The sequence below is a fragment of the Cobetia sp. MC34 genome (assembly GCF_018340035.1).
GTDB lineage: Bacteria > Pseudomonadota > Gammaproteobacteria > Pseudomonadales > Halomonadaceae > Cobetia > Cobetia amphilecti.
The window spans coordinates 100,036-113,409 of sequence record NZ_JADPPY010000002.1 but is presented as its reverse complement, the minus strand read 5'-3'; the positions used below and the strand labels follow the sequence as shown (position 1 = coordinate 113,409).

General features: G+C 66.8%; 5 protein-coding genes. All 5 read right to left on the bottom strand.

The genetic code is table 11. The annotated features are described in order from the left end of the window. Nucleotides 1-49 precede the first annotated feature (49 nt). Nucleotides 50-2,182 carry an exodeoxyribonuclease V subunit alpha gene (recD, locus tag IZU87_RS01765; RefSeq protein WP_249330380.1) on the bottom strand — a complete coding sequence of 711 codons (2,133 nt, stop codon included), beginning with the start codon at nucleotides 2,180-2,182 and terminating at the stop codon, nucleotides 50-52. 4 nt (nucleotides 2,183-2,186) lie between these two features. Continuing rightward, a complete protein-coding gene (recB, locus tag IZU87_RS01760) occupies nucleotides 2,187-6,416 on the bottom strand; it encodes an exodeoxyribonuclease V subunit beta (protein ID WP_213113494.1) in 4,230 nt (1,409 codons plus the stop codon). Next, nucleotides 6,413-10,444 carry an exodeoxyribonuclease V subunit gamma gene (gene recC / locus IZU87_RS01755; RefSeq protein WP_213113493.1) on the bottom strand — a complete coding sequence of 1,344 codons (4,032 nt, stop codon included), beginning with the start codon at nucleotides 10,442-10,444 and terminating at the stop codon, nucleotides 6,413-6,415. Before recC ends, recB begins: the two co-directional genes overlap by 4 nt. 205 nt (nucleotides 10,445-10,649) lie before the next feature. Continuing rightward, nucleotides 10,650-11,987, bottom strand: coding sequence for an MFS transporter (locus IZU87_RS01750; RefSeq protein WP_213113492.1), 1,338 nt, complete (start codon nucleotides 11,985-11,987; stop codon nucleotides 10,650-10,652). A 604-nt stretch (nucleotides 11,988-12,591) separates the two neighbouring features. Further along, nucleotides 12,592-13,011: a DUF1499 domain-containing protein gene (locus tag IZU87_RS01745; RefSeq protein ID WP_043333122.1), complete on the bottom strand. Its 420-nt coding sequence runs from the start codon at nucleotides 13,009-13,011 to the stop codon at nucleotides 12,592-12,594. Nucleotides 13,012-13,374 lie beyond the last annotated feature (363 nt).

Below are 13,374 nucleotides of genomic sequence, written 5' to 3'. Positions count from 1 at the left end.
CGTCGAGCGCGGCGGAGCCGGAGATGACGATCATCCGTCGGTGTCCGGCCTAGAGCACCAGCCCGCTGGCTCTCACCACGCGTCGTTCAATGGCACCTTCCAGCGTCTCGCGGCGGGTTCCCGCCAGCGTGACCCGCGACTTGGCCCGCGTGATGCCGGTGTAGACCAGCTCACGGGTCAGAATCGGATTGGCGCCCTCAGGCAACACGAATAACACATGGCGGAACTCGGAACCCTGCGACTTGTGGACCGTCATCGCGAAGACGGTCTCCACCGCCTCGAGGCGTGACGGCAATACCGCGCGCACGCCACGGTGGAAGCGCTGGATGTCGGTGTCCTGCCCATCACGCTCGGTGTCTGGCGTCGCCTCCTCCTCGACCGGGAAGAACACGCGCAGGCGCCCGCCGGCAGCGGGGTCCGGCAGGGTGATGCCGACATCGCCGTTGTAGAGCCCCAGCGCGCGGTCGTTGCGCGTCACCATCACCGGGCGACCGGCGTACCAGCCGCGCTCGTCGGCGATCAGGCCGCGCCGCATCAGCACCCGCGCCACGCGCTGGTTGAGGCCATCGACGCCATAGGGGCCACGGCGCAGCGCGCACAGCAGCTGGAACTCGAGCAGCAGGTCGATCACCTCACGCGCCGGGCGCCGCTCACGCACGGCCTCCAGCGCCGGGCGGTAGCCATTGACTACCAGCTTCTCGAGATCGCGGTCCTCCGGGCCACTGAGCTTGAGCCAGGCGATGTCGCGATAACCGGCCTTCCAGACATCGCGCAGCGCCTGACGATCACCGGCGTTGCTGGCGCGTGCCAGGGCGCCGATGCCACTGTCGGCAGAGAAGCGATAGCTCTTCTGCAGCACCACCACGTGATCGGCGAGTCGGCCGCGCGTCGCTGATGTTTCCTCCAAGTCCTGGCCATCAGGCACGGCGATGGCCTGCTCCAGCGTTTCGCCGGTCAGGCGGGTGAGATCTTCACACAGCGCCGGTGAGTAGCGCGGCGGCAGCGCATGCTCGCAGAGATCGCCCAGCACGGCGCCGGCTTCCACCGAGGCCAGCTGGTCCTTGTCGCCGAGCAGAATCAGGCGGGCGTGGGCGGGCAGCGCGCCGAGCAGGGCGGCCATCAGGTCGAGATCGACCATCGAGGCTTCATCCACCACCAGCAGATCCAGCGCCAGCGGGTTGCCGGCGTGATGGCGGAAGTGGCGCGAATCCGGCCGTGCGCCCAGCAGACGGTGCACGGTGCTTGCCTCGCGCGGGATGGCGGCGCGTACCGCGTCTGGCACCTCGAGCTTCGCCACCGCCCCCCGGATCGACTCCGACAGCCGCGCCGCCGCCTTGCCGGTCGGGGCGAGCAGGCGGATATCCAGCGCCCGCCGCTCGTGCGGATGGCCTGTCTCAGCGCTCTCCAGCTCGCCCTCTACACCGTCAGCGCCACCCGCCAGCGCCTGAGCCTGCAACAGCGCCAACAGGCGCGTGACGGTGGTGGTCTTGCCGGTACCGGGGCCGCCGGAGATCACCGTCAGGCGCTGACGCAACGCCAGGGCGCAGGCCAGCTTCTGCCAGTCCGGCTCGCCGTGCGGGTCCGGCTGATTGCTGGCGAACAGCTCGCGCAGACGCTCGCCCAGCGCATCACTGACCCGCGTCTCGCCCTCCTCACTCGGCCCCATCCGCGCACGCAGCCCCGCCGCGACTTCACGCTCGGCCTGCCAGTAACGGCGCAGATAGAGGCGCTCGCCCACCAGCACCAGCGGGCGCAGCGGCAGATGGCCTGCCGGGGAGTCGGCCTGCGCCAGTACGCTGACCAGCCGCGATGCCGCCAATTGCTCGGCCCAGCGCCCGGCATCGAGATCCGCCAGGAAGGCCTCCGGCAGGGCTACGCTGACCTCGGCCAGATGCGCCTCGGACTGCTCCAGCGGCGGCAACGACAGGGTCGCGCGTGGCTCGGCCAGCGCCCGCGACAGCGACAGGCACACATGCCCGCGTCCCAGCTGGTGGCTGGCCAACGCGGCCGCCAGCAATACGCTGGCCGGGGCCTCCGGCACATGGCGCGCCATGAAGCGCACCAGATGGGCATCGACGCGCCTAAGCCAGCCCAGCTCCACCCACAGGCCGAGCGTGGCGAGCAGGGTGTCGGCAGTCGGGGCGTCAGGGGCAGCGCTGTGCTGCTGCGTTGGCACAGACATGGTGTCAGACATCGAAGGCCCCCTGCTGGCCGCTTTGCGTGAGTGGCGAGGTGTCGGTGGTGTTGAGGAGCAGGCTATCCAATGCGGAGCTGTCGCCGCCCAGCCAGAGATCCAGCGCCTCGATCAGCGCCTGTGATGGCCTGCGCTGGAAGACGCCGGGCGTCGCTGTCCCTTCAAGGGGCCGGCCGGGCGCCGTTTCAGTCTCATCCACCGCAAGCGCGGGTGAATCACCGCCGGCATCCAGGCCGCGCAGGAAGACATACAGCACCCCGCCCATGCAGCGCTCGTAATCGTAGTCGTCGCCGAGGCGCGCCTTGAGCAGGCGATGCAGCGCGAGGGTGTAGAGCACGTATTGCAGGTCGTAGCGGTGCTCTACCATGGCGCGGGCCAGTGACTCACCAAGATAATCCTCGGGGCGCTCGCCCAGATAGTTGGATTTCCAGTCCAGCACGTACCAGCGCCCGCCGGACTGGAAGGTCAGATCGATGAAGCCCTTGAGCATGCCGTGCATGCGGCGTGGCGCGAGCCTGGGCCGCGAGCGCGGCAACGGTTCCAGCGCGGTGACCACGGCGTCCAGCGGCAGACTGCGTGCGTGCACGGCCGGCAGCCAGAATTCCAGCTCCGGCAGCCAGGCCTCCAGCCGGTTGAGCAGGATAGGCTCGCCCTCGAAGCCCTGTAGCGGGCGGGTCAGCGCCTGCTCCAGCCAGTCGGTGAGGCGCGGCTGCCAGCTGGCATCGAAGCCACCGAAATGCAGCCGCGAGCCCACCAGCCGCTCAAGCTCGCCGCGATAGTCATCCGCACCGAGGCGATCGAGATCCACCGCCTCCAGCAGGCCGTGCAGGAAGGTCCCCGGGCGCGGTCCGCGCGGGAAGTCATGCAGATGGATCTCGCCCACCGTCATCGGCAGGCCGCCGGCCAGCAGCGGGCCGGACTGCCCCGCCACCTCGCGGTCCGGGCGCGTCAGGCCCTGCTCGCCCTCTTCCAGCGCGATCTCGGTGGCGCCCTCGGGCACGCGGTCATCCGCGGCGTCGGCGGTGTCTTCCAGCGCCGCCGTCACCTGACGGGCATCAGTGAGCAAGGCGGTGTAGGAGGCGATCCACCAGTCATCCTCGATACCGCCCGCGAAGTGGCGCGCGCCGTGGAAGTGCTGATCGCGCTCCGCCGGGGGCTGATATTCATGGCCTACTGGTGCGGGCAGGCCGGAAACGCGCGCCAGACCGGCAGACTGCTGATCACACCAGCCGTGCAGCGCGGCCTCGATGGCGCTGGCCTCGATATCCGGGGTATCACTCAGGCCAAGCAGGTAGCCGACGGCGGTGGACGGCAGGCTCAGCTGCTTGCTGAAACCGCCCTTGCCGATAGGCGCCAGCCCCAGCCAGCAGGCAAACTTGGGACGCGTCAGCGCCACGTAGAGCAGACGCACATCTTCCATCAGCCGTGCATGGTCGGCCGCCGCGATGGCCTCCCTGGAGGGCTTCTTGACCAGGATGCTGTCATCGAGAGCGTCATCCTCCTGATCGACTCTGTGAGCAGGCACTTCCTCGTTATCGTCTTCCTCGTCAGCGCCTCCCTCTTCAGCCGTGGCCAGCCAGCGCTGCTTGAGGGTCAGCAGGCCGAAATTTTTGTCCGGCTCGGCCGCGCGGAAGCTGGCCATGAACGGCAGCAGCACGATGGGATACTCGAGCCCCTTGGACTTGTGGATGGTGACGACGCGCACCAGCCCCTCATCACTTTCCAGTCGCTGACTGAGGCTGTCGCTGTCCAGCGCTTCATGGCCGGATTCCAGCGCCTGATGCCACCAGCGCAGCAACGCCTGCTCGCCATCGAGGCGCTGGGCGGCATTCTGGGCCAGCTCGCCAAGGTGCAGCACGTCCGTCAGGGCGCGCTCGCCCCCGGCGCGCGCCGCCAACCGCTCACCGACCCGGAAGTCGCGCATCACGCCGCGCAGCATCGGCAGCACGCCGCGCCGCTGCCAGTCGCGGTGATAGCCATCGAAGCGCTCGACCTCACGCTCCCAGGCCAACTCATCCACCGCGAGGCGTTCGACCAGCGAGAGATCCTCGGCCAGCAGCCGCGTCGCCAGCGCCGCGCGCAGACGGCGGTCATCACGCGGATGGGCCACGGCCTCGAACAGCTGCAACAGTTCGAAGGCCTCCGGCGTGTCGAATACCGAGCTCTTCTCGCTCAGATAGACGCTGCGGATGCCGCCTTCGGCCAGCGCGCTCCGCACCGCCGCGGCCTCGCGGCCGTTGCGCACCAGCACGGCGATATCGCTGGCGGCCACGCCACGTGGCGTCGAATCGCCCTCGTCCATGAACACCAGCCCCGGCTCGCCCGCCGCCAGACGCTGCTGTCCTTCCAGCAAGGCCTGAATCTGGGCGCGGCAGGCACCACTCATGGCGCGGCGGTGGTCATCGGCGCTCAGACGCTCACCGCTGGCCCACCACAGGTTCAGCGCGCAGGCGGCCTCTTCGCGGCCATCCGGATGACCCAGCACCAGCCGGGTGCGCGTGCCCTGGGCCTCGACCGGTTGGAAGGGAATGTCCTCACTGCCGAAGGGCGCCTGATGCTGGGCGAACAGGGCATTCACCGCGGACACCATCGCGGCACTGGAGCGGAAGTTGCGCGGCAGGGTGAAGCGCGAGCTGGTGACCTTGCGCGCCGCCAGATAGGTGTCGATATCGGCGCCGCGGAAGGCATAGATGGCCTGCTTGGGGTCACCGATCATCAACAGCGTGCTGGGCGCCTCGCCAGCATCGTTGCCGACATCAATGTTGATGGCATCGTCGTCGGTCGGGCCATCGCCCGCCGTCTGCGGATAGATGCGCCGGAAGATGCGGTACTGGACCGGATCGGTGTCCTGGAATTCGTCGATCATCGCCACCGGCAGCTCCTGACGGATCTGGCGCGCCAGACGCTGGCTGGCCTCGCCATTGAGCGACGGCTCCAGTGCGTGATCGAGATCATTGAGCAGGTCGGAGAATTCCCACAGCCCGAGGCGGCGCTTCTCGCAGATCAGGGCGCGGGCGACACTGTCACGCGCGTGCACGGCGACCTGATCCAGCAGTACGGCGTCCGGGGCGGGCACCTCGGCCAGCCTGTCCAGCGCCGCGAAGAAGGGATGGCGCGGCGTCTGGCAGTTCTTCTTGGTGCCCTTCTCGAGCTTGGCCTGACTCAGCCAGCACAGCTTCTTGCTGTCGAGCATGTCGGCGGCGAAGTCGTGCTCACCGCTGGCCAGCCAGGCGGCCGTCGCCGCCAGGCGAGGCTCGAGCTCGGCCTCCTTGTAGCTGTTGCCGTTGAGGGCCTTGCTGGCGAAGGCCTCGCCCATCACCGCGCGGATGGCCGGCTCATCGAAGCTTTCCTCGACGGCGCGCCGGGCGGCCTCCTGCTGCTGACGCCACTGTTCGGCATTGCCGAGCAGCTCGCTCAGGTCATGCGGGGCCTCAAGACATTCGCCGTCGCGGTACAGCGGGCGTGGCGTGCCATCCCGCAGCAGGCCGCGCAGCTCCTCTCCCAACGCGTCGGGCCCGGCCCAGCGCCCACGGATCAAGGCCTGCCACTCACGGGCCAGCGGATAGAACTCGCAGCGCCAGTAATCCTCGACGCAGCGCGCCAGCAGCGACTGGCCATCCTGCAACAGCTCGGCGCCGAAGCGTCCGCCAGCATCGAAGGCATGTCGGCTGAGCATGCGCTGGCAGAAGCCGTGGATGGTGAAGATGGCGGCGTCATCCATCAGGCGCGCGGCCTGATCGAGGCGCCGTGCCGCGGCAGCCTTGAGGCGAGATGCGTCCTCGGCAGGTGATGATGTCAGCAGCGGCGCGAGCAACTCGGCCAGCACCGGATCAGGACTGGCACGCTCCAGCAGCGCCTCACGCGCCTGCTTGAGGCGCGCTCGAATGCGGTCTCTAAGCTCCGCGGTGGCGGCTTCGGTGAAGGTCACCACCAGAATCTCTGGCGGCGTCAGCGGGCGCGGATAGCAGACGCCCGCGTCCTGGCCGGGCAAGGGCCCGAGCACCAGCCGCACGTAGAGCGCGGCGAGGGTGAAGGTCTTGCCAGTACCGGCACTCGCCTCGATCAGATGCTGACCGAGCAGGGGCAGCGTCGGAATATCGAGGGCCTGGCCCTGCTGGCTCTGATCCATCTCGTCACTCATTGCCGCTTCCTTGTCCTGAGCGATGCCACTCCTCACGCCACTCTCCACACCGCGCATGTCTTCCACTCTGGTATCGCTCATGACGTCGCCTTCCCGGTGGCAAGCTCCACCGCGCGTTCGCCGAGAATGCCCTGACGCACGCCGATCATGCTCTCGATCAGTGGCTGATAGAGCTGCACGCTGTTGAGCACGCCGCCGGCCTGTGCAAAGGCCTCGAACTCCGGCCACAACTCGCCCAGCGCGCCTTCCTGACGCCTGAGCGCCTGGGGGCCCTTGAAGATGTCTTCGCTGAAGCGGGTTTCCATGGCGCGCGTCAGACTCTCACCAAGCCAGGGCTTGTGAATGGCGGCCAGCGCCGTCTCAAGGTTTGCGTTGCCGTCCGCGGCCTGCGCCTTGAGCGCGCCGAACAGGGCATTGCGATCCTCCTCGCCCACCACCTCCCAGAGGGTGGTCGCCAGTTCCAGCGCGGCCGCCAGCGGCGCCTGCCAGCCCTGGGCATAGGCCTTGACGAGATGGCGCAGCGCGGCCTCGGCCTGCTCGATGCGCAGCGCGGGGAACAGCAGCCAGCGGTCCTCGAACACCGCAAGCCACTGATAGCCTTCACGGCTTGCGCCCTGATCACCTGCCACTTCCCCGAGGCCGGGACACGCATTGGCCATCAGCCAGTCGAGGTAGCCGGCCAGCAGACGATGCGGCTTGCCGAGCTTCTTGTAGCGCCCTTCCTTGCCGGGCTTGAGGGTGCCGAAGTGGGTCGCCTCCAGCGTGGCCAGCAGGCGGCTTTCGCCCTCGGCGTCATCGCGCAGCTGCTGACGGCTGATCAAGCGCGTGGTGAGGGTCACGCGCAGCATCTCGCCGCCCTCATCCTGCATGATCAGCGGTACCTCGAGGGTGCGCGGCGGCAGCGAGATGGCATCGCTGAGCTGGTCACGCCAGCTGGCCAACTGCTGATCCAGGCGCTTGAGGCGCGGTTCGATCAAGGCGTCGGCAAAGCCCAGCGCCGGCAGCCGCCCGGCCCGGCGCAGACGTTCGGCGGCCAGCGGCAGTGACTGCCCGGCAAGCGCGGCGTCCAGCAGCTCGCGGGTCAGGGTGAAGCTCTCCAGCCCGTCGGGGGCGAAGGGTTCGTTGTCTTCATCCGGCACCTCGGCATCGCGGAAGCGCACGCCGACGCGGTCCAGCCCCAGCTGCCAGGGGCGGCGCAGGAAGCGCGCCAGCGAATCGGCACCGAGGCGCAGATGGGACTCCGGCGCCTGCTCCACCAGCTGCCTCAAGGCAGTCGTGGCCGCCGCTTTCACCTGACTGGCATTGCTTGGGTTTTCCTGAAGTGTTTCAGTCACTTGAGCCTGCCCCGTCGCGCGATACAGGCTCGACCAGCTGGCGTCATAGCTGAACAGATCGACGACCGCTGCCTGGGAGGCATGGAAATAGCGCCGCGAGAACGGCTGCAGCGGGTGTTCGGTGATCAGACGCTCACGCAGCGCTGCCTCCCGCGAACGCTTGGCGGAGTGCGGCTGCTCGGGCTCCCAGCCCAGCTCGATGTAGTCGAGCAGTTCACCGACCAGCACCGAAGGCGGCCGCTCGCCATTGTCGCGCTGGTCACGCCCGACCCACGAGATTGACAGGCGATCCCGTGCCGCTAGCAGCGCCTCCAGGAACAGGTAGCGATCATCGTCGCGGCGTGAGCGGTCGCCCGCCTGCGGGCGGCTGGCCATCAGGTCGAAATCCTGCGGCATGCGCACCCGCGGGTAGTCGCCATCGTTCATGCCCAGCAGGTGCACTTCACGGAAGGGAATCGCACGCATCGGCATCAGGGTGGCGAAGTTGACCCGCCCGGCGAGAAAGCGCTGGGCGAGACCGCCGCTGTCCAGCTCGCCGCGCAGCGCCTCGCGCACCACCTTGAGCGACAGGCAGCCCTCGAAACCGGCCTGCTGCCAGCCCTTGTCGAGGCGTGAGAGCGCCGCTTGCAGACGCGCCAGAATGTCGAATTCCTCGGCGCTGTCAGGACTGAGGCTCTCCTCCCACAGCCGCTGCAGCGTGGTGGCCCAATCCGCCGGCGTACGCGAGGTATCCAGCCAGCGCCGCCAGCGATCCAGGCTCTCGATCAGCTCGCCGACCTTGCCTGCCAGCTCGGCCTCGAGACCGGCCACTTCATCGAAGGGCACCACGCCGTCGAAGCTCAGGCCGTTCATGTCGACAAGGCCGTCCATCAGATCGTCCATCGGAGCGCCATTTTGCTCATATCCAAGTTCCCCCTGCGCGGGGGCGCCGGTGGCGTAGCCCAGCAGCATGCGCTCGAGCCCGAAGCGCCAGCTGTTCTCGTCGAGGGGCATGAAGCCGAGCTGCTCGCGGTGCTCGCCGGAGAGGCCCCAGCGCACGCCGCTGTCGGCCAGCCAGCGCCGCAGACGCTCGAGCTCACCCTCCTCGATGGCGAAACGACGCCGGAAGGCAGCAACATCCAGCGCATCCAGCACCTCGCTGACGCCAAGGCGGCGTTCCGGCAGCTCCAGCAACATCAGCACCAGCCCGAGCAGCGGATTGGCCTGACTGGCCACGCGGTCGGCGATGGTGAAGGGAATATGACGCGGATTGCCCGGCGGCAGCTGACCGAACACCGCCTCGATATAGGGGGCATATCGGTCGATATCGGGCACCATCACCAGGATGTCGCGCGGCCGCAGCGGCTCGCCCTCACCACGTTTCTCGGCGTCATGGGCCCGCTCGAAGGCCGCCAGCAGGCGGTCATGGAGGATCTCGACCTCGCGCAGCGCCGAGTGGGCGCTGACCAGACTGATGGAGTCGTCATCGGCCGCAAGCGCCCGCGGACTGCCCTCGGCCAAGGCACGCTCGCCGGGGTGGACCAGCTCGAGTATCTCGTCCTGGATCTGCTGCAGCAGCGGCGCCTGCTCGGGTGGCGTGTCCTCGCTGATGCGCGGCACGAAGACGTCCAGCTCGAGATCGAAGCCGCTGTCGCGCCCCGACAGCGCGCTCTCGAATTCATACAGGCTGACGATGAAGTCACGCCCCTGTGCGCCAAGCCCTGCCAGCAGCGGGTTGGCCTTGAGGTGCAACTCCTCCTCCGCCAGCCCGATCAGCGCCGGCGCCTCGGGGTGACGGGCACGCTGTTGCGCGAGGCGCTCGCTGTCCATGCGCTGGCTGTCTGCTCGCGAACTGCGCCGCACGGCTTCGCGGTCGGAGACGATATCGCCCCAGTAATGGCGGCAGGGATTGGTGATCATCAGGTAGATGTCCATCACCCCGGACAGCGCATGCAGCGCATCCAGCGTCTGGCCCGGCAACGCCGAGATACCGAACACGAACAGGCGTGGCGGCAGCGGATGACGGCGTGTCGAGGGCAGTGTCTCCAGCGCGCGCGCCGCCGCGACGAAGCGACCATGCAGGGCGGCGCGGTGATGCTGGCGGCTGCTGGATGGCGCATCGGCCAGCACCGCGCGCCACAGTGCCGGCTGCCACTGCTGGCTGTCCGGCAGGTTGTCGGGCAGCAGATTGGCCGGCAGCTCGCTTGCGGCCTGCTGACGCGCGAAGGCATCCCGGAAGTTGTCGTCTTCCAGCCCGCTCTCCCAACTGCGTACCCACTCGGGGCGATAGTTGAGGTACTGATCGAACAGGTCCGCCAGCTGGCAAGCCAGCTGCCACTGCTGACGTTCGGCCTCGGGACCCTCGGGCAGCGCTGGCAATGCGTCCTCACCGACCGCCTCGATCAGCTGGCCACGCTCGTCGCGACACAGGTAATCCCTGAGCGGCGCATAACATTCGGCCTGGGATTCATCGGCCAGCAGCCCCGGCAGCAGGCGCAGCAGACGCCAGGCAAGCGGGCCCTTGTCGAAGGGCGACAGCTCCGGAATCTCGTCGCCCAGCACGCCACCCAATACCCCGCGATAGGCACGCCATACGAAGCTTGAGGGCAGTGGAAAATCCACCGAGGCGGCGATGCCATCGGCCTCGGCCAATGACAACCTCAGCCACTGGGCCATGCCGTTGGACTGGACGAGGAAGGTTTCCGGCACCAGCGGAGGCTGAGGCGCGGCCTTGATCACCTTGAGGGCCAGATCGCGCAGGTCCTCGAGGTGATTGGCGTGAAGAACGGTAAACATGCGGGCATCCTGCTGGGAGTGACAACCCGGCCATCGTGGCCGTGGCAAGCCGCTGCGCGGAAGAGACAATGAATGGCTCTATCCTAGCGTCGCCGTGGCGCCGGCCCAAACGAAAAACGCGCACCACCCAGAGGGTGATGCGCGTTTTCAGGCAGAGGCAGGCCACAAGGGCCTGCCTCTCATCCTGCGATAGCAGATACGCTGATCAGACGATGCGCATCAGTTCGCGGCCACGCGGGCTGATCGCCAGCCACAGGCCGAGCACCACGCCCATCAGCGACAGCGCCGCCACGTACCAGGTGGGCGACAGCGGCGAGACGGTCATCATCAGCGAGACCAGAATCGGCGTGAAGCCACCGAAGATGGCGTAGGCGACATTGTAGGAGAACGACAGGCCGGTGAAGCGCACCGCTGGCGGGAAGCCGCGGATCGCGATGCTCGGCACCGCGCCGACGATGCCGACGCTGAAGCCGGTCAAGCAGTAGAGCGGCACCAGCAGGCTGGGGTCTGAGTGCATGGTGGCGAGGAAGACCCAATAGGTGATGCCCAGCAAGGCGCTCCACAGCACCAGGGTGACGCCGGCGCCGATGCGATCGACCATGTAACCGGAGATGATGCAGCCGATGCACACCGCCACGATCGCCAGACTGTTGGCGGAGAAGGCCGCGGCGCGGCTCAGGCCCTCGAGGCCCGCGATCAGGCTCGGCGTCATCAGGATCACGACCACGATGGCAGCGGTCAGAACCCAGGTGACTGCCATCGCCACGGCAATCGCCGGACGCTGTTCCCGCAGGATCATCTTCAAGGGCAGCTCGGCGGCCAGCGCCTTCTTCTGCTGCATCTCGGCGAATACCGGCGTCTCGTGCAACCAGCGACGCAGATAGACCGAGAACAGCCCGAACACGCCGCCGATGATGAACGGAATCCGCCAGGCGAAATCACTGACCTCTTGCGGGGTGTAGACACTGTTGATGGCGCTGGCCATCAGCGAGCCGAGCAGGATGCCACCCACCAGGCCCATCGAGAGCGTGCCGCAGGCCAGACCATTGTGACGCGGTGCGACGTGCTCACTGACGAACACCCAGGCACCCGGTACCTCACCTCCGACCGCCGCGCCCTGGAACAGACGCAGGATGATCAGCAGCAGCGGCGCCCACATGCCGATGACGGCATAGGTCGGCAGCATGCCCATCAGCAGGGTCGGCAGCGACATCATGAAGATGGACAGCGTGAACATCTTCTTGCGGCCCAGCGTATCGCCGAAGTGGGCCATGATGATGCCACCCAGCGGGCGCGCCAGATAACCGGCGGCGAAGATGCCGAAGGTCTGCACCTGACGCAGCCACTCGGGAATGTCGGGCGGGAAGAACAGCTGGCCGACGACAGTGGCGAAGAACACGAAGATGACGAAGTCATAGAACTCGAGGGCGCCGCCGAGAGCGGACAGACCGAGCACCTTGATGTCACCACGCTTGAGCGAATTTTCGTTGGGCAAATCGTGAGCAGCGGAGGCGGAGCCCGCTGCGGGGACGGAATCGTTCATGGATCTCTGTTTAGCGGGGGCTGGTGTCCAGCGATGGTCAAGGGTGATTCACGCGTCGCACATCTTGTCTTGGAGGCTTTCAGTCGGGGAGACATCATCCTGTCGAGAGACATCATCGAATCGAGAGACATCATCCTGTCGAGGGACATCATCGAATCGAAAGACATCATCCAACCGAGAGTCATCATCGGTCACGGAGCGGAAGTCGTGCTGATGATGACTGAAAGCACCGGGGTTGCCCCGGAGGCGTGGCGATCATGCGGAATCCTGCCAGCGTACGACGCATCACTGTATTGCAAAAAACACAATACAGATCGATGCAATCATGCGTCTCATGTATCGCGTCCAGAGTAGCAAAGGCGACCTTGGCTGGGTAGCGTTCGCTCACTGTTTGGCAGGGGTCTTGCGGGAAATCACGCCGACCTTGCCAAGAGTTGGCATGAAAAACCCCGGCGCCTCGAGAAGGCGGGCCGGGGTGGTGGACGTCATCCTGTGCAGTTCAAGCAATGAGGGGAGGTAGTGGGCGTCATGCGAGGGGCCATCTTCCGTCGCATGACGGGCGACTCCTGAGGCTCAGGTTCAGATTCAGGTTCATCGACAAGCGTCAGCTGCAGTAGCCCCAGCCTTCCAGGCGCTGGCGAATGTCCTCGACCCGCTGGCGGTTCTTGCCGAGATCGGAATGCCCTCTGCGCGAGACGCTGCGCACATGACAGACCCCCTCCTCTTCATTGCAGACGATTTCCACATCATCGACGAAGCCCAGCACGGGGGTGTGGAACTCGGCGTGCAGATAGCCGCCATCTTCGCTGACGATTTCAGCATGGCCCATCGATTCTATGATGCCGTGCAACTTCTCCATCGCACTGACGCAGCAATCCTGCGGCATCGGGAGTGGCGCGACATAATGCTTGCTGTCAGTGGCCTGGGAACTGACCCCGTTGGGGGTGCTGGGGGCCGGAGCCAGCATGCCATCATGCAGGCCGAGATTGTCGGGACGAGGTGAAGCAAAAAGACCTTGGCGCATTTCGAATCCTTCCTGTCATCTCTGGGCGTCGGTAACAGCATCCTCTGTCACCAGCCTGATTGTTATCCAAGTCAGCTTGAAGACGTTGCGAAGACTGTGCGCAAGAAAGCCCCATGAGGGCTTCTCCGCTGATGTGATTCGCTTGAGGCAACTCCCACACGCTGCCATCGCGTGGGCTTGTCGGTGAATGACAAGGGCCTCGACTTTCAGCGTAGCGACTTTTGTCGATTTTGCCCGTGGAAGGGTTTGATCCAGATCATCTGCCTGATAATGCGCCGCACCTTGAGCGGCTTGAGGCCGTGCCCTCTTCCGCCCCAGCGAAGCCAGACCGTACACTGGGCAGCATTTCACCCGGCCCGGCTT

Bases quoted from the DNA above. Each gene is read 5' to 3' on its own strand.
- IZU87_RS01750 (WP_213113492.1), bottom strand. From the start codon at position 11,987: ATGAACGATTCCGTCCCCGCAGCGGGCTCCGCCTCCGCTGCTCACGAT.
- recD (WP_249330380.1), bottom strand. From the start codon at position 2,182: ATGTCTGTGCCAACGCAGCAGCACAGCGCTGCCCCTGACGCCCCGACT.
- recB (WP_213113494.1), bottom strand. From the start codon at position 6,416: ATGAGCGATACCAGAGTGGAAGACATGCGCGGTGTGGAGAGTGGCGTG.
- IZU87_RS01745 (WP_043333122.1), bottom strand. From the start codon at position 13,011: ATGCGCCAAGGTCTTTTTGCTTCACCTCGTCCCGACAATCTCGGCCTG.
- recC (WP_213113493.1), bottom strand. From the start codon at position 10,444: ATGTTTACCGTTCTTCACGCCAATCACCTCGAGGACCTGCGCGATCTG.